Origin of the sequence: Streptomyces sp. NPDC059816, assembly GCF_042732055.1 — a bacterium.
Classification (GTDB): Bacteria; Actinomycetota; Actinomycetes; order Streptomycetales; family Streptomycetaceae; genus Streptomyces.
In genome coordinates this window covers 73,225-89,946 of record NZ_JBHWIQ010000001.1, presented here as the reverse complement: position 1 = coordinate 89,946, position 16,722 = coordinate 73,225, and the positions used below count along the sequence as shown (strand labels likewise).

Genomic DNA, 16,722 nt, shown 5'->3' with positions numbered 1-16,722 from the left:
CGGTCACTTCGCGTCGGCGTAGCACTCCACCGCCGCCGTGGTGAACGGGAAGCGCACGGGGGTCGGACCGAAGGTGAGGTGGGCGGCGGTGGCGGCGGCGTCCCGGATCGCCGCCGTGACCCGGGGGACCTCCTCCGCGGGGCAGTGCACGATGACCTCGTCGTGCTGGAAGAACACCAGCTCGGCCCGGAGGTCGGCGCAGGCGGCGCGCAGGGCGGCCAGGAGCAGCAGGGTCCAGTCCGCCGCACTGCCCTGGACCACGAAGTTGCGGGTGAAGCGGCCCCGGGCGCGGGTGTTGGTCGAGGCGTAGCCGGGGGTGAATCCGCCGTCCCCGGTGGTGTCCGGCTCGTCCGGCTTGTTTGCGGGTTGGGGCAGGCCCGCCTCCTCCAGGTCCGCGTCACCGGAGCCCGCCGCGGGGGGACAGGTCCGGCCCAGCCAGGTGCGGACGAGCCGGCCCTCCTCGCCGGCGCGGGCCGCCCGGTCCACGTACTCCACCGCCTTCGGGAACCGGCGCCGCAGCGCGGCGAGGTTCTTCAGGCCGTCGCCCGAGGTCTGGCCGTAGATCGCGCCGAGGACGGCGAGCTTCGCCTGTTCGCGGTCGCCGGCGAAGGCCCGCTCCGACACCTCCTGGTACAGGTCGGTGGGCCGGCCGGCGACCTCCATCAGACCGGGGTCGCGGGAGATCGCGGCCAGCACCCGGGGCTCCATCTGGTCGGCGTCGGCCACCACCAGGCGCCAGCCGGGGTCGGCGACCGCGGCGCGGCGGATCACCTTGGGGATCTGGAGGGCGCCGCCGCCGTTGGTGACCCAGCGGCCGGTGACCGTGCCGCCGGGCAGGTACTCGGGGCGGAACCGGCCGTCGCGCACCCAGTCCGCCAGCCACGACCAGCCGTGCGCCACATGGATGCGGTACAGCTTCTTGTACTCGATGAGGGGCCGCACCGCGGGGTGGTCGACCTCCTCCAACTCCCAGCGCCGGGTGGACCGCACCTTCGTGCCCGCCCGGGCGAACGCCTTCACCACGTCCGCCGGGAGGTCGGGGCGCACCCGGTGTCCGAACGCGGCCGACACCTCGTCCGCCAGTTCGGCCAGGCGCCGCGGCTCCCCGCCCGCGTACCGCTCGCCGAGCAGTTCGTGCAGCACCTCGCGGTGGACGTCGGCGCGCCAGGGCAGGCCCGTCGCGTTCATCTCGGAGGCGACCAGCGTCCCCGCCGACTCGGCCGCGGTGAGCAGTCGCATCCGGTCCGGGTGGGCGGTGGCGGCGTGGCGGCGCTGCTGCTCGGCGTACACCTCCAGGAGGGCCGTCAGCGGCAGGAGTGCGGGCCGCGGCTCGAACAGTGAGGACTGTGCGCCGGGTTCCGCCGAGCGTTGCGGGGGGTCGGGCGGGACGGGGTGGCCGTGCAGCCGGGCCCAGGCCGCCGCGGCCGAACGGGGTTCGCCGAGGCGGCCCTCGTGCCCGAGGAGCAGCGCTTCGGCTGCTTCGACGTCGTAGCACCGGGGCACGTGCACCCCGGCGGCCAGGAGTCGGGGGTGGACCTCGGTGGTCGAGCGCCAGATCCACCGGGTCACCGAAGGGCGGGACCGCACGGCGGTCACCATGTCCGACTCGTGCACGGGCTCGGCGGCGGGCAGCCCGTCGTCGCCGAGGGGGACCAGCTCCGCGCCGCCGTCCTCGGTCGGCGCCAGGGCCCACCGTTCGATCACGTTTCGATTCTGGCACCACCCACTGACAACACTGACAACAGTGGTGACGCCGGGTCTCGACGGAAAAAGACTGTCCACAGGGTGTGGATAACTTTCCGGAAGGAGGAGCGGTCGAGGGGTTCGGCCGTCGGGGCTGCGACCAACCTGCGTCGGGGCTGCGACCATCCTGGTGAGCGGTCGCGACCGGGACGACCGCCAGAAGGAGGCACCTCGATGGTCCAGCGCACGGCGGGGGCGCGTCGATGACGACGGGACGCGACCGGCCCCGGGGTCGATCCGCGGGCCGCGGTGCCGGTTCGGCGGCCGACGGCCAACGGGGCCAGGGCATCGGGCCGGACGGCGACGACGTGGTCAGCCGGGCGTTCGCTGCGGCCCTGTACGTCGACGGGGACGCCGGCCTGGACGCCGGGGCCTCGCTGCTCGCCGCCGCTCCGGACGCCGACCCCGAACTCGTGCGTAGGGGGCGGGAGTTCGTCAGCGGTGCCTGGCGTCGCGGCTGGCAGCCGGCCGATGTGGTGCGGTGGGTGCGCCGGGAGCTGGACGAGCCGCACGTCCGCCTCGCGGTCCGCCTCGTCCTGGGCGAGACCGCGCGCTACGAACGGTTGCCGCCGCGCTGGGACGAACAGCTGAGCGCCCTGGACGAGGCGGACGGCGCGGGGGCGGACCCGGTGGCCGGCGGGGCTGCGCGTTCGCTGCGCGACCACCCGGACCGCTTCTCGTGGGCCACCGCCGTCCTGGAGCTGTACCGGCTGCTGCTGCGGCTGCCCGCGATCGAGCCGGTCGGGCCCGTCCCCGGGGACCCGCTGCCCGCCCCCGTGGCCGGGGAGCCGAAGGCGCTGGGGCGGATCAGGGCGCTGCTGGCGAAGGCGGAGGCGACGACGTTCCCCGAAGAGGCGGAGGCGCTCAGCGCGAAGGCCCAGGAGCTCATGGCGCGACACAGCGTGGACGAGGCCCTGTTGGCGTCCCGCACCCGGGCGAAGACGGCGCCCGGGGCCTGTCGGATCGGGGTGGACGCCCCGTACGAGACGGCGAAGGCCGTGTTGCTGGACACCGTCGCCACGGCCAACCACTGCCGTGCCGTCTGGAACGGCGAGCTGGGTTTCTCCACGGTGGTCGGCTTCGCCTCCGACCTGGACGCGGTCGAGCTGCTGTACACCTCGCTGCTGGTCCAGGGGACGACGGCGATGACCCGTGCGGAGGCCGGGCAGCGGGCCGCCGGACGGAAACGGACGAAGACCTTCCGTCAGTCGTTCCTCGCCGCCTACGCCCACCGGGTGGGCGACCGCCTCACGGTGACCGCCCGCCGGGTCACCGCCGAGGCGCCGGACTCCCTGCCGGTGCTCGCGGCCCGCGAGGTGGCCGTGACCGACCACGCGGAGCGGTTGTTCCCGCGGACCACCAGCACCCGGCTGCGGGGCGTGACGGACGAGGCGGGCTGGCACGAGGGCACCCGGGCGGCGGACGAGGTGTCCCTCGGGGAGCGCGGCCGGGCGGTGGACCGGCGCCGCGACTGACTGCCGCACGGGCCCCGGGCGCGGACGTGCGACGGCCCCGGAGGTGAGCGCTCCGGGGCCGTCGTGGTGCGGCGTGAGCCGAGGTCAACGCGGTGCGCGCCGCCCGTACCGGCGCTCGAAGCGCTCCACGCGCCCCGCGGTGTCGAGCACGCGCGCGGTGCCGGTGTAGAAGGGGTGGCTGGCGCTGGAGATCTCCACGTCGACCACCGGGTAGGTGGCGCCGTCCTCCCAGACGACCGTCTTGTCGCTGGTCGCGGTGGACCGGGTGAGGAAGGCGTGGCCGGCGGCCCGGTCGCGGAAGACGACCGGCCCGTACGGGGGGTGGATGGTGGGCTTCATGGCGGTACCTGTGTCCTTCCCGGGACGACGGGGTGTGCCCGGTTGCCATGGGGCTACGGGGCCGGGTCTGCGGTGTCGGTCAGCGCTCCTCGCGGAACGACACGTGGCGGCCCGCGACCGGGTCGAACTTGCGCAGTGAGAGTCGGTCGGGGTCGTTCCGCCGGTTCTTGCGGGTCACGTACGTGTAGCCGGTGCCCGCCGTGGACCTGAGTTTGATGATCGGACGGAGTTCGTTGCGAGCCATGCCGCTACTGTACTGAAAATGAATACCGTTTTCAAGTATGCTGCGATCCGTACCCGCCTCGCGCTCGCTCCGTACGGTCGCGCAGTGCGCCGCCTCGCAGGTCAGCCCGTGCGTCGCCCCGCGCCCGGGGGCTCGCCGTCGGTCCGGTCGGCCCGCTGCACCGGCTGAGTTCCCGCGGGCAGCACGTCCTTCCCGCCGTCCAGGGCGCTGCCGAAGTCCTCCAGGGCCGCCAGCAGCAGCCGGGCCCCGTGCCGCACGTACTCCTCGGCGCGTGCGGGCCCCGTCCCCGGTACGTCGGGGGGCGCGCCGAGCGCCGCCCGCAGGGGCTCCCAGTCGGGGACCCGTCGCTCGCGCACCGCCCGGGCCGCCCCGTCCACGGTGGTGCGCAGCACGTCGGCGAGGTGCGCGGCCTCCGGTACGGGGGTGCTGCCGCGCTCCGGGAGCAGCGCCTCCAGCAGGATCGCCGCCCGGCCGACCCGGGCCAGCGCCTCCTCGGCGGCCTCGGTCCGTTCGGGTGCCGGGCCCCGGTGCCGCACGGGCTCGACGGCGGCCCGTTCCACCGAGTCGTGCCACGCGGCGCGTGCCGTGCGGGCGTCGCGCAGCGCTTCCCGCACCCGCTGGCCCGGGTCGCCGCTGCGGGCCAGCGGCCGGGCCGGTTCCCCCGGCCCGGCCGGGACCGCGTACCGCTCCAGGACGGTCGCGGCGTACCGGCCCACCGCGGTGAGCCAGTCGGCGAGCCGGTAGCGCAGCCGGGGCGTCTCCCAGGCCGGGTAGAGCGCGTACGACAGCATCGCGAGCAGCCCGCCGAACAGGGTCAGCAGCACCCGTTCCGGCACCGTCTGGGTCCAGCCCTCGCCGCCCATGCCGAGCAGCAGGACGACGTACGCGGCGACGCACGCCTGTGCGGCGAACTGTCCGGTGCGCAGCAGCAGGTACATCAGCCCGGCGCACAGCACGGCGAGCGCCCCGAGGGCGAGGCTGCCGGGCCGGGCCGACTGCACCAGTGCGGTGGCCAGCGCCACCCCGAGCAGGGTGCCGCCGAACCGGCCTACGGCCCGTACGTACGTCTGGGAGAAATCGGGGCGCATCACCATCACGGAGGTCAGCGGGGCCCAGTACCCGTGCCCCAGGTCGAGGAGGGCCCCGGCCAGGTACCCGACGCAGGTGACGACGGTGACCCGGATCGCGTGCCGCAGGACGGGGGAGCCCCGTCGCAGCTCGCGGCGCACGGTGGCGACGGCCGCGGGGGCGAGTTCCGTCAGCGAGGGCCGCACCAGCGCACCCCGGTCGCCCCCTTGGGCGGGTGCGGTGTCCGTGCCCGCGCCGGCCGCGACCTGCGCCATCTCGTCCAGCAGCGCACCGAGCCGGAGCGCGGCCCGCCGGGCCGGCCCGGACAGCAGCGCACCGGTGTCGGGGGTGCGGAACGCGGCCACCGCCCAGGCCGGCACGTGCACCGGGGCGGCGCTGCGGACGGCGTGCGCGGTGGCGTCCAGGACGGCGCCGGCGGCGGCGAGCAGTTCGCGCACCCGGTCCCGCCCGGGCCCCTGCGCGGGCACCCCGAGCGCCGGGTCGGCCAGTGCGGCGAGTACCGGGCGGACGCGTTCCGCCAGGGGGCGGGTGCCGTGCAGCTCGGCGGGGCGGCGGCGGGCCTGTCGGGCGGTCACCGCGGCGGCGGCCCTCGCCTCCATCAGGGGGCGCGGGTCGAAGGGGGCCACGGGGTCGTTCCGCAGGCGCCGCGCGTAGTCCGCCACGGCGGCGAGCGCGTCCGCGAGGGCGTCGCGCTGGGCGCCCCACCGGCGGATCGGGAAGAGCACCAGCAGCGCCGCCTGCACCAGCCCGCCGAGGACCATCATCGCGGCGTGCAGGGCCGCTTGGGCGACCGAGGTGGGCAGGGTGATGGTGATCAGCATGATCGCCACGTTGGTGGAGGCGATCAGCCCGATGGTGGGGCCGACCGCCCAGGTCAGACCGGCGAGGAAGGTCCAGGCCGCCAGCAGCGCGAGGAACAGCCCGAGGTGCGGCCGGGTGACGTACCCGAGGAAGCTGGAGACGGCGAGGCTCGCGCCGGAGACGACCGCCAGTTCGGGGCTCGGGCGCCAACTGCGCTGGAAGGTGGCGATGGCCGCCTGGAACGCCCCGAAGGCGGAGCTCACGGCGGCGACGGGTCCCAGGGTCCACAGCCCGAGGGCGATGACCAGGGCGAGCCCACCGGCGGCGCGCAGCGCAAGGAGCGGTTCCAGCCGTTTCCGCTCGATGGTCAACCCGGATCGGGCGGACACCCGCAGTGCCCGGAGCCAGCTCACGGCCACAGGATAGGGAGGCCGCCGCCGGGCACGGCGCAACAGGATCGGGCCGGGCCGCGTCTTGTCCCACGAGTGGAGGTGACGCGAATTCGGCCTGCGGTGGTGGTGCCCGGCCCTCGATCATGGATATCGGGTGACGTATGCATGTCAGATGGGGTGACGGCCGTCCGATGGGCGGTGGCACCCCCCTCGATCGACGGGTCGGAACATGATCATGGTCCGTAGTCGTGACACCACCCCGCGTGCACGTGCATATGCTTGCGCGCGTGCACGTGAAACACAGCTATGATCCGGGTCAGTTGACCGTTGCAGCAAACGCCACTTCAGCCTCTGCGCCACTGGGAGCGACCCGTGCATGACGTGTCCAACGGCATGGCCGCCACACAGCTTCAAGGGGTGGTGTGGCAGAAGAGCCGGCACAGCAACTCGCAGGGGTCCTGTGTGGAGTTCGCCCGGCTGCCGGACGGGGCGGTCGCGATGCGCAACTCCCGTTTCCCCGACGGCCCCGCGCTGGTCTACACGCGCGCGGAGATCGAGGCGATGCTGCTGGGCGTCAAGGACGGCGAGTTCGACCACCTGGTAGCGGGTTCCTGACCTTCCGCGCACGGTTCGCCGCCGCGCGGAACGGGAGTTCGGCGCGGTGGGTGGCGTCCCCGTCGACGTGTGCGGACGGAAAGCGAACCGTCCGCGCGGTGCGCGTGCTTTGGTGCGTTCCGCTGCGCGTGCGCGGTTGCTTCGCGCAGTTCCCCGCGCCCCTGATCGGGCGCGTCCTGCTGCGGGTACGCGGTCCCGTGCGGGTGCGCCCCGATAGGGGCGCGGGGAACTGCGCGGGTGAGGGTCACGGACCGCACCGGAGCCTTCAGAGGCGGAACAGCGCCCAGACGACCTTGCCGCCCGGTGCGGCGGTCAGCGGGTGCCACCCCCAGCTGTCGCTGAAGGAGTCCACCAGGAACAGTCCGCGCCCCGACTCGGCGGCGAACTCCTCGGGATGGTCACCGTCCCCCGGACCCGCGGCACCCAGCAGCCCCGAGTGGCCGGGGACGGGCGTCGCGTCGCTCGGATCGCGCACCGCGCACACCAACCGCTGCGTCCAGCGCATCAGATGGAGCCGCACCGGAAGAACTTCTCCGGGGCGGGCGTCCTGCGGAAGCGCGTGGCGCATCGCATTGGTGACGAGTTCCGACACGACCAGACAGACGTCGTCGAAGCGTTCGTCCGCGCGCCACTCGGTGAGCGTGCGCCGGGTGAACCGCCGCGCTTCGCCGACCGCCTCGTAACGGGCGGACAGCGCACACGAGGTGGCGCTGGACACCGCCGTCGGGTCGATGGGGGGAAGCCCCTGCCTTAACGGCTCCAGCATGGTCGATCCGTTCGTCCCCATGCGAGGCACTCCCGTGGATTCGCGGCCGTGGCGGTACTCCGGTTGCTCGGTGGTGCGTCGACCATGGTTCCCAATGCGTACAGCAGATGCAAGGGCAGATGCACGTGCACGAGCCGGTTTTGGACTGGACCATATGCCTTGGCAACGATTTCTTCCGCGTACTTCTCGTCGTGCCCCCGCGCCCGCTTTCCCCTTTCCGTAACCGAATGAGTACGGGCTGGAAGGTTTTAGTGGCAGACTTCGCCACCTGAAGACGTTGGGGAGGCTGACGAAGTGACCGCAGGCGAGTCATGGGGAGACCCCCAGGGCCAGAGCGCCGGGGGTGGCTCGGTGGTGCGCCGCATCCTGCTGGGTTCGCAACTCAGGCGCCTGCGGGAGTCGCGCGGGATCACCCGGGAGCGGGCCGGGTACTCGATTCGTGCCTCCGAATCGAAGATCAGCCGCATGGAGTTGGGACGGGTGAGCTTCAAGGCCAGGGATGTCGAGGACCTGCTGACCCTCTACGGAGTGACCGACGACGCGGAGCGCGGGCCGCTCCTCGCCCTCGCCAAGGAGGCCAACGTCACGGGCTGGTGGCACAGTTACTCGGACGTGCTGCCGGGCTGGTTCCAGACGTACGTGGGACTGGAGGGCGCCGCTTCGCTGATCCGCGTCTACGAGGTGCAGTTCGTCCACGGTCTGCTCCAGACCGAGGCGTACGCGCACGCCGTGGTGTCGCGCGGCGGGGCGAGCCGGGCGGACGTCGACCGCCGGGTGGCGCTGCGCCTGGAACGGCAGAAGGTGCTGGTGGCCGAACGCCCCCCGACCTTCCACGTGGTGCTGGACGAGGCGGCGTTGCGCAGGCCGTACGGGGACCGCCAGGTGATGCGCGGCCAACTCCAGCACCTCATCGAGGTGTCGGAGCGGCCCAACGTCACCCTCCAGGTGATGCCGTTCAGCTTCGGCGGGCACGCCGGCGAGAGTGGCAGTTTCACGATGTTGAGCTTCCCCGAGTCGGACCTCTCCGACGTGGTGTACCTGGAACAGCTCACCAGTGCCCTCTACGTCGACAAGCCGGACGAGGTCACACAGTACGCAAACGTCATGGAACAGCTCACGGCGGACAGCCCCGGTCCGTCGGACACCCGGGACCTGCTCCGTGGACTGCTCCAATTGTCGTAAGACACCAGTACGATGACGTCTCAGACGTCTCATCGGGCACCGGCGCCCGCGCATGCCTTCTGCGGTTGGGGATCGTATGTCCTTCTTCACTGACCTGGCCCACCAGTTCATCGACGGTGAGTGGCGGACGGGCAGCGGTTCCTGGGACATCATCGACTTCAACCCGTACAACGGCGAGAAGTTGGCCTCCCTGACCGTCGCCACGCGCGTCGAGGTCGACGCCGCCTACCGGGCCGCCGAGCGGGCCCAGCCGGCGTGGGCCCAGGCCGGCCCCTACGCGCGTCGCGGGGTGCTGGAGCGGGCGCTGCGGATCACCGAGGACATCGAGGGCGAGATAGTCGAGGCGATCATCGACGAACTCGGCGGCACCCGGGCCAAGGCGGAGCACGAGGTGCACCTCGCCAAGGAGTTCCTGCGCGAGGCGATCCACCTGGCCATGCGTCCCGAGGGGCAGATCCTGCCCTCGACGGAGCAGAGCAGGGAGAACCGCCTCTACCGCGTCCCGGTGGGCGTCGTCGCCGTGATCAGTCCGTTCAACTTCCCCTTCCTGATCACCCTCAAGTCCGTTGCACCCGCGATCGCCCTGGGCAATGCGGTGGTGATCAAGCCGAACCAGAACACCCCGGTGGTCGGCGGCGGGTTGATCGCCCGGATCTTCGCCGAGGCCGGGCTGCCGGCCGGGCTGCTGAACGTCCTGGTGACCGACATCGCGGAGATCGGTGACGCGCTGCTGGAGCACCCGGTGCCCAAGGTGGTGTCGTTCGCCGGATCGGACCGGGTGGGCCGCCACGTCGCCGCCGTCACCGCGAGCCACCTCAAGCGCTGCGTCCTCGAACTCAGCGGCAACAGCGCCCTGGTGGTGCTGGACGACCTCGACGAACAGGGCCTCGACTACGCCGTGGACGCGGCGGTGTTCAGCCGCTACGTCTACCAGGGCCAGGTCTGCATGGCGGCCAACCGCATCCTGGTGGACCGCAGGTTGGAGCCCGAGTTCACCCGGCGGTTCCTGGCCCGGGTGCGTGCGCTGCGCGTCGGTGACCCGCGCGATCCGGCGACCCACATCGGCCCGGTGATCAACGACTTCCAGGCGGAGGCCCTCGGCAACCTGGTGGACCAGGCGCTCGCCGAGGGGGCCACCGCGCTGGTGCACGGTTCCACGGTGGGCAACCTGGTGGAGCCGACCGTCCTCACCGGCCTGCCCGCGGACTCCCCGCTGCTGCGGCAGGAGGTCTTCGGCCCCGTCGCCCTGCTCATCCCCTTCGACGGGGAGGACGAGGCGGTCCGGATCGTCAACGACACCCCCTACGGGCTCGGCGGGGCCGTGCACACCGCCGACGCCGAGCGCGGGGTGGCGTTCGCCCGGCGCGTCGACACGGGCATGTTCCACGTCAACGGGAGCACCATCCAGGACGATCCGCTGGTCGCCTACGGCGGCCAGAAGCACTCGGGGCCCGGCCGGTTGGGCGGCGAGGCGACGATCGAGGCGTTCACCACCTGGAAGTGGATCTCCGTACAGCGCGAACGCCCCCCGTTCCCGTTCTGAACCATCCCCCCGCGTCCGCGTCGGCTGCTTCGCCTCCCTGACTCATTTAGGACCGTGGCTGACCTCATGGCTGCCTAGTGTGGGAGATGTCCAGCAGGAACGGCATCACTCGGAGGCGGCACTCATGGTCACTCATGTATCTGCGGAAGCCCACGGCGACGAGCGCGGTGCGCTCCTCGCCTTCGTGGAGGCCCAGCGCGGGGCGCTGCGGCGCGCGGTGCTCGGCCTCACCGACGAGCAGGCGGCCCGCGTCCCGAGCGCCAGTGAACTCTCGCTGTCGGGGCTGGTCAAACATGCCGCCGGAGCCGAGTTGTCGTGGTTGCGGATGGCCCAGCAGCGCCCGAACGAGCAGATCAAGACCGAAGAGGACTGGCAGAACGGCTTCCGGCTGGTGGGCGACGAGACCGTGGCGGGCACGCTGGCCCACTGGGCGGGCGTCGCCGAGGAGACCGAGGAGTTCCTCCGGTCGGTGCCCAGCCTGGACGACACCTTCCCGCTGCCGGAGGCCCCCTGGTTCCCCAAGGACGCTGCGGTGTCGATGCGTTGGCTGATGCTGCACCTGGTGGAGGAACTGGCCCGGCACGCGGGACATGCCGACATCATCCGTGAGTCCCTGGACGGGAAGACGGCTTTCGCGTTGGTCGCAGCCGAACGGGGTTAGTCTGGTCAAAGTTGACCAGCAGAGTTCCGTTGAAGGCGGTGGGTGTGGGATGTCGGCGATCCGGCTGCTCGTCCTCGGTGCGGTCCGCGGCCACGGGCGGGCCCACGGCTACCAGGTGCGCAACGACCTGGAGTACTGGGGAGCCCATGAGTGGTCCAACGCCAAGCCGGGGTCGATCTACCACGCGCTGAAGCAGATGGCCAAGCAGGAGCTGCTGTTGGCGCACGAGGTGGCGCCCTCGACGGTCGGCGGCCCGCCCCGGGTGGAGTACGAGGTGACCCCGCGCGGCGACGAGGAGTTCTTCGCCCTGCTGCGCGAGGCGCTGACCTCGTACGACCAGAAGCCGGACGTCCTGTCGGCGGCCCTCGGCTTCATGGTCTCCCTGCCCCGCGGCGAGGTCGTGGAACTGCTGGGGCGGCGGGTGCGGGCCATCGAGGAGTGGCGGGCGGCGGTGCTGGAGTACTACGCGCCCGAGAAGGGGCCCGGACAGTTCCAGCACATCGGCGAGATCATGAACTTCTGGCTCCACTCGGCCGACGGGGGCGCTCAGTGGACCCGGGAGCTGATCGGACGCATCGAGGGCGGCGCCTACGCCTTCGCGGGCGAGGGGGAGCCGTTCGTGGGCGTGCTCGCGGAGGGCGAGGCCAATCCGTACGCCACGGGCGAGGTGCACCCGGGGGACCGTCGCTGACGTAGGGCGCCCTCCGTGCGGAATCGAACCCCGGAGTGGGCCGCCGAGAAAGAATTCTGCTAATCAAGTTTGACCAGTCGCCCTCGCGGGCAGTACCTTCACCGATCGACCAAGTAGTCAAGCTTGATTAGTGGGGGTTCGGTGAGTCATGACGCGATCGTGGTCCAGGGGGCGCAGAAGAAGTACGGCGCGAAACGGGCGCTGGGCGGGATCGACCTGACGGTGGCCCGGGGCACCGTGCACGCCGTCCTCGGGCCCAACGGCGCGGGCAAGAGCACCCTGGTGCGCATCCTCGCCACCCTGCTCAGGCCCGATGCGGGCCGCGTCACGGTGGCCGGGCACGACGTGCGGACCGAAGCCGACGCCGTCCGCCGCAGGATCGGACTGCTCGGCCAACACGCAGCGCTGGACGAAGAGGTGAGCGGCCGACAGAACCTGGAGATGTTCGGCCGGCTGTACCGCCTGGGCGCCGGGGGAGCACGCGCACGGTCCGGGGAACTCCTGACCAGGTTCGGGCTCACGGACACCGGCAGCAAACCCGTCAAGCAGTACAGCGGCGGCATGCGGCGCCGGCTCGACCTCGCCGCGAGCCTGATCACCGACCCCGAGGTCCTCTTCCTGGACGAGCCCACCACGGGCCTCGACCCGCGGGGCCGCGCCGAGGTGTGGGACTCGGTGCGCGCCCTGGTCGGCGGTGGGACCACCGTCCTGCTCACCACCCAGTACCTGGAGGAGGCCGACCAACTCGCCGACCACGTCTCGGTGGTGGACGGCGGCCGGGTGATCGCCGACGGCACGGTCGACGCGCTGAAGGCACGCGCCGGCGGCGACCGGCTCGACGTCGTCGTACGGGACGGCACCCGACTCGACGCCGTGGCGCGGCTGCTGCCGGACGGGGCCACGGTCGACCCGGACCGCCGACTGGCCAGCGTGCCCGTGATCGACCGGATGGCCGCGCTCACCGCGGCCGTACGCGCACTGGAACGGTCCGGCATCGAGGCGGAGGACGTCGCGATCCGCCGGCCCACCCTCGACGAGGTCTTCCTGCACCTGACGAAGGGGGCGACGGCATGAGCCGACAGGGGACGGGCGTCGCCCCGGCACTGACCGACTGCTGGACCATGACCCGACGCGAACTGGCGCACTGGGCCCGACGACCGGTCCAGGTCGTGGTGGGGCTGCTGTTCCCGGTGATGCTGCTGCTGATGTTCGGCTACCTGGTCGGCGGCGGTCGCGCGGTAGAGGGCGACTACCTCACCTACCTGCTGCCCGGGATGCTGGTGCTCTCCATGACGTTCGGCCTGGAGTCGACCATGATCGCGGTCACCCAGGACCTCAACAAGGGCGTGATCGACCGCTTCCGTTCGATGCCGATGGCGAACGGCGCGGTCCTGGTGGGGCGGGCGGTCGCCGACATGCTCCAGTCCCTCGCCGCGCTCACCGTCATGCTCGCGGTCGGCCTCGCCGTGGGCTGGCGGGCGCACGGCACCTTCGCGGGCTTCCTGGGCGCGCTCGGGCTGCTGCTCCTGCTCCGGTTCGCGATGCTGTGGCTCGGCATCCACCTCGCGATGGTCGCGGGGCGCCCGGAACTCGTGCAGACGGTGCAGGTGCTCGTCTGGCCGTTCGGGTTCCTGTCCAACGCGTTCGCGACGCCCGGGGCGATGCCGTCCTGGCTGGGCGCGGTGGTCGAGTGGAACCCGATGTCGGCGACCGCGACCGCGGTGCGGGACCTGTTCGGGGCCGCCGGCGGCCCGGCGGGCCCGGCGGCGGAGGCAGAAACGATGGGCTGGGCGGCCGAACACGCACCACTCCTGGCCGTGCTCTGGCCGCTGGCCCTGCTCGTGGTGTTCTTCCCGCTGGCCGTCCGCAGGTTCGGGGCGCTCAGCAGATAGCCGAGGGCCGCGACGGCCCCAGGTGGCCGGGGGTTGCGACGGCCGTTCCCCCACCGCACCGGTCCGGCCCGGTGGGCCCGGCTCAGTGGTGGAAGCCCGTCGCGGCGGCCCGGTCCTTCACCGCCGGGCCGTCCTGCTGCCGCAGCTCCGGCAGCAACCGCTCCAGGTCCGCCATGAAGAGCGCCGCCAGGTCCGCCGAGAACCCGTTGCGGCACACCACGCGCAGCACCGCCAGGTCCTCCCGGTGGGCGGGGAAGGTGTACGCGGGCACCAGCCAGCCCCCTTCCCGCAGCCGTCGCGACACGTCGAACACGTCGAACGCCCGCACCTCGTCGGCCGTGGTGAACGCGAACACCGGCAGTTGGTCGCCCCGGGTCAGCAACCGGAAGTCACCGAGGGCCTCGATCCGTTCGGCGAGCCCCCGGGCGACGTCCCGCGTCGACTGCTGCACCGCCCGGAAGCCGCTGAAGCCCAGCCGCAGGAAGGTGTAGTACTGCGCCACCACCTGGGCGCCCGGCCGGGAGAAGTTCAGCGCGAAGGTCGGCATGTCCCCGCCCAGGTAGTTCACCCGGAAGACCAACTCCTCGGGCAGCTCGGCGGGCGAGCGCCACAGCGCCCAGCCCACCCCCGGGTACACCAGCCCGTACTTGTGCCCGGACGTGTTGATCGAGGCGACCCGCGGCAGCCGGAAGTCCCACACCAGCTCCGGATCGAGGAAGGGCGCGACCATCGCCCCGGAGGCCCCGTCGACATGGACCGGAACGTCGAGACCGGTGCGCTCCTTGAGCTCGTCAAGCGCCGCGCACACCTCGGCCACCGGCTCGTAGGAGCCGTCGAAGGTCGAGCCCAGCACGGTCACCACCCCGATGGTGTTCTCGTCGCACAGCGCCGCCGCAGCGGCCGGATCGAGGTGGAAGCGGTCACCCTCCATGGGGACCTGGCGGGCCTCCACCTCCCAGAAGGTGCAGAACTTCTCCCAGCACACCTGCACGTTGACGCCCATCACCAGATTGGGACGCGCCTGCGGGGACGGGTAGCGGTCGGCGTTGCGCAGGGCCCAGCGCCGCTTCAGCGCCATCCCGGCCAGCATGCACGCCTCGCTGGAACCGGTGGTCGAACAGCCGACGGCGGTGCCCGGATCGGGGGCGTTCCACAGGTCGGCCAACATCACCACGCACCGCCGCTCCAGTTCGGCGGTCCGCGGGTACTCGTCCTTGTCGATCATGTTCTTGTCGCGGCACTCGGCCATCAGCACCCCGGCCTGCGGTTCCATCCAGGTGGTGACGAAGGTCGCCAGGTTCAGCCGCGCGTTGCCGTCGAGCATCAGCTCGTCGTGCACCAGCTGGTAGGCGGCCGTCGGGGACAGCGGACCGTCCGGCAACCGGTGCGCCGGCGGTGCGTCGAGCATGTCGCCCAGCGGGTTCGCGTCACCGTAGAAGGGGTTCACCGACAGGCTGCGCCCGGCGGACTGATCGGCACCTCGGTGCAGCGACACGGTCGCCTCCGGTGGGTGTGGGGAGCCGTGGGCGTGGGGGCCGTCCCACGGGGGCCGCGCGCCGGGGGCCCATGCACCACCGTAGGACCGGCTTGCACCTAACGCGACGTGAGGAGGCACCGTGGGAGACGTCACGAGGAAGGGCGGGGGCATGAGCTACTCCGTGGGGCGGGTCGCCGGGTTCGCCGGGGTCACGGTGCGCACGCTGCACCACTACGACGAGATCGGGCTGCTCCCACCGAGTGAGCGCAGCCCCGCGGGGCACCGCCGCTACGGCGAGGCCGATCTCGACCGGCTCCAGCAGATCCTCTTCTACCGGGAACTCGGGTTCCCGCTGGAGGAGGTCGCCGTCCTGCTGGACGACCCGGACGCGGACCCGCGCGAGCACCTGCGGCGCCAGCACGACCTGCTCACCGCCCGCATCGACCGACTGCGGCTCATGGCGGCCGCGGTGGAGACCGCAATGGAGGCACGGAGCATGGGCATCGACCTGACACCGGAAGAGAAGTTCGAGGTGTTCGGGGACTTCGACCCGGACGCCCACGAGGAGGAGGTCCAAGAACGCTGGGGCGGCACCGAAGCCCACCGCGAGTCGCGGCGCAGGACCGGCGCGTACACCAAGGACGACTGGGCGCGGGTCGGCCGCGAGTTCGCCGCGATCCACCGCAGGATGGGGGACCTGCTGGTCCAGGGGGTCGAGGCCGACTCGCCGGCCGCGATGGACGTCGCCGAGGACCACCGCCGGTTCATCTCCGACACGTCCTACGCCTGCGGCTACGAGATGCACGTGGCGCTCGGCGAGATGTACGTGGCCGACGAGCGGTTCACCGCCACGTACGAGGCGATCGAACCGGGGCTCGCCGGCTACCTGCGGGACGCGATGCTGGCGAACGCCGCCCGGCACGTGTGAGGCACCGGCGCGCCCCGCCACCCGGGGGGGGCGCCGAACGAATGGGAACGTGCGCTTCCCGTTGTCCCGGGGGGCGCGCGGCGGGATGCTTCACGCAACCCGCCGGAGCAGTGGCTCCGGCGGGCACTGGTGAAGAAGGAGTGTGCACCGTGTCCTTGCGCAGAACGCTCTCCACCGCCGCGGTCGCCGTGTCCCTGGCGACCGCCGGATTGCTCACCGCCCCCACCGCGCACGCCGCGCCCCCGCCGGGCGCCACCGGTTGGGTCACCTTCGGCCCGCACACGTCGTACGCGCACTGCGTGCAGATCGGCACCTACCTGTCCTCGCCGCAGATGCAGCTCATCGACCGGTGGCGGTGCGACTCCTTCGCGCCCTACCAGCTGTGGGTCTGGAAGTAGTCGCCGGTCCGCACCCCGCACCGCCGCCCGGCTCCACCACGGTGCCGCCGGGCGGTCACAGCGGGGCGATCACGCAGGCCGTGCCGTACGCGCACACCTCGGTACCGACGTCGGCGGCCTCCGTCACGTCGAAGCGGAACATCAGGACCGCATTGGCGCCCCGGGCGCGGGCCTGCTCGATGAGCCGCTCCATCGCCTGGTTGCGGGTCTCCACCAGGGTCTTGGTGAGGCCCTTCAGCTCGCCGCCGATCATGGACTTCAGTCCCGCGCCGATCTGGCTGCCCAGGTGCCGCGAGCGCACGGTGAGGCCGAAGACCTCGCCGATCACCCGGTCCACCCGGTGACCCGGCACGTCGTTCGTCGTGACGACGAGGACGTCCGACTGGGGGTTCAACCCGCCCCCGTACTCATCGATGCCCACACTCACTCCCTGTCGTCGTGCCGATCCATGTGGCTGGTGTGGCTGATGTGCCTGGTGTTCTTTTA

17 protein-coding genes are annotated in these 16,722 nt (G+C 72.3%); 10 read left to right on the top strand and 7 right to left on the bottom strand.

Going from position 1 to position 16,722, the window contains the following annotated elements:
• Window positions 1–3 precede the first annotated feature (3 nt).
• Window positions 4–1,704, bottom strand: coding sequence for a bifunctional 3'-5' exonuclease/DNA polymerase (locus tag ACFV88_RS00410; protein ID WP_385484211.1), 1,701 nt, complete (start codon window positions 1,702–1,704; stop codon window positions 4–6).
• A gap of 242 nt (window positions 1,705–1,946) precedes the next feature.
• Between ACFV88_RS00410 and ACFV88_RS00405 the strand changes: the two genes are divergently transcribed.
• Window positions 1,947–3,218 (top strand): DUF2786 domain-containing protein, encoded by a 1,272-nt coding sequence (locus tag ACFV88_RS00405; protein WP_385484208.1) that lies wholly within the window; start codon window positions 1,947–1,949, stop codon window positions 3,216–3,218.
• A gap of 84 nt (window positions 3,219–3,302) precedes the next feature.
• Here ACFV88_RS00405 and ACFV88_RS00400 read toward each other — a convergent pair whose 3' ends face one another.
• From ACFV88_RS00400 to ACFV88_RS00390, 3 genes are all read right to left on the bottom strand, one after another.
• Complete coding sequence (locus ACFV88_RS00400; RefSeq protein ID WP_385484205.1) at window positions 3,303–3,557, bottom strand: type B 50S ribosomal protein L31; 255 nt, start codon at window positions 3,555–3,557, stop codon at window positions 3,303–3,305.
• Between the two features lie 79 nt (window positions 3,558–3,636).
• A complete protein-coding gene (gene rpmG, locus ACFV88_RS00395) occupies window positions 3,637–3,801 on the bottom strand; it encodes a 50S ribosomal protein L33 (protein WP_385484202.1) in 165 nt (54 codons plus the stop codon).
• A gap of 101 nt (window positions 3,802–3,902) precedes the next feature.
• Window positions 3,903–6,104: an FUSC family protein gene (locus ACFV88_RS00390; protein ID WP_385484199.1), complete on the bottom strand. Its 2,202-nt coding sequence runs from the start codon at window positions 6,102–6,104 to the stop codon at window positions 3,903–3,905.
• A 372-nt stretch (window positions 6,105–6,476) separates the two neighbouring features.
• Here ACFV88_RS00390 and ACFV88_RS00385 point away from each other — a divergent pair, with 372 nt between their 5' ends.
• Window positions 6,477–6,698 (top strand): DUF397 domain-containing protein, encoded by a 222-nt coding sequence (locus ACFV88_RS00385; protein ID WP_385485154.1) that lies wholly within the window; start codon window positions 6,477–6,479, stop codon window positions 6,696–6,698.
• A gap of 265 nt (window positions 6,699–6,963) precedes the next feature.
• Here the strand turns inward: ACFV88_RS00385 and ACFV88_RS00380 are convergent, their stop codons facing one another.
• Entirely contained in the window at window positions 6,964–7,485 is a 522-nt protein-coding gene (locus ACFV88_RS00380; protein WP_385484196.1) for an ATP-binding protein, read from the bottom strand.
• Between the two features lie 273 nt (window positions 7,486–7,758).
• On the opposite strand from ACFV88_RS00380, the gene ACFV88_RS00375 reads away from it, so the two are divergent.
• The 6 genes from ACFV88_RS00375 (at window position 7,759) to ACFV88_RS00350 (ending at window position 13,433) form a co-directional block, all read left to right on the top strand.
• Window positions 7,759–8,646, top strand: a complete 888-nt coding sequence (locus ACFV88_RS00375; RefSeq protein WP_385484193.1) for a helix-turn-helix domain-containing protein — start codon at window positions 7,759–7,761, stop codon at window positions 8,644–8,646.
• Between the two features lie 76 nt (window positions 8,647–8,722).
• On the top strand, window positions 8,723–10,189 hold the full coding sequence (locus tag ACFV88_RS00370; protein WP_385484190.1) for an aldehyde dehydrogenase family protein: 1,467 nt from the start codon (window positions 8,723–8,725) through the stop codon (window positions 10,187–10,189).
• Between the two features lie 124 nt (window positions 10,190–10,313).
• A complete protein-coding gene (locus ACFV88_RS00365) occupies window positions 10,314–10,850 on the top strand; it encodes a DinB family protein (protein ID WP_385484188.1) in 537 nt (178 codons plus the stop codon).
• 49 nt (window positions 10,851–10,899) lie between these two features.
• Window positions 10,900–11,541 carry a PadR family transcriptional regulator gene (locus tag ACFV88_RS00360; protein WP_385484185.1) on the top strand — a complete coding sequence of 214 codons (642 nt, stop codon included), beginning with the start codon at window positions 10,900–10,902 and terminating at the stop codon, window positions 11,539–11,541.
• Window positions 11,542–11,682: 141 nt separating this feature from the next.
• On the top strand, window positions 11,683–12,615 hold the full coding sequence (locus ACFV88_RS00355) for an ATP-binding cassette domain-containing protein (RefSeq protein WP_385484182.1): 933 nt from the start codon (window positions 11,683–11,685) through the stop codon (window positions 12,613–12,615).
• Entirely contained in the window at window positions 12,612–13,433 is an 822-nt protein-coding gene (locus ACFV88_RS00350) for an ABC transporter permease (protein ID WP_385484179.1), read from the top strand. Before ACFV88_RS00355 ends, ACFV88_RS00350 begins: the two co-directional genes overlap by 4 nt.
• Before the next feature lie 82 nt (window positions 13,434–13,515).
• Here the strand turns inward: ACFV88_RS00350 and ACFV88_RS00345 are convergent, their stop codons facing one another.
• Window positions 13,516–14,928: a glutamate decarboxylase gene (locus tag ACFV88_RS00345; RefSeq protein ID WP_385484176.1), complete on the bottom strand. Its 1,413-nt coding sequence runs from the start codon at window positions 14,926–14,928 to the stop codon at window positions 13,516–13,518.
• A gap of 151 nt (window positions 14,929–15,079) precedes the next feature.
• Here ACFV88_RS00345 and ACFV88_RS00340 point away from each other — a divergent pair, with 151 nt between their 5' ends.
• The gene (locus ACFV88_RS00340) at window positions 15,080–15,838 is read left to right on the top strand and encodes a MerR family transcriptional regulator (protein WP_385484173.1); all 759 of its coding nucleotides are present in this window, start codon (window positions 15,080–15,082) and stop codon (window positions 15,836–15,838) included.
• Between the two features lie 149 nt (window positions 15,839–15,987).
• Window positions 15,988–16,236, top strand: a complete 249-nt coding sequence (locus tag ACFV88_RS00335; RefSeq protein ID WP_385484170.1) for a hypothetical protein — start codon at window positions 15,988–15,990, stop codon at window positions 16,234–16,236.
• A 55-nt stretch (window positions 16,237–16,291) separates the two neighbouring features.
• Here the strand turns inward: ACFV88_RS00335 and ACFV88_RS00330 are convergent, their stop codons facing one another.
• Window positions 16,292–16,657, bottom strand: coding sequence for a YbjQ family protein (locus ACFV88_RS00330; protein ID WP_385484167.1), 366 nt, complete (start codon window positions 16,655–16,657; stop codon window positions 16,292–16,294).
• Window positions 16,658–16,722: the final 65 nt, after the last annotated feature.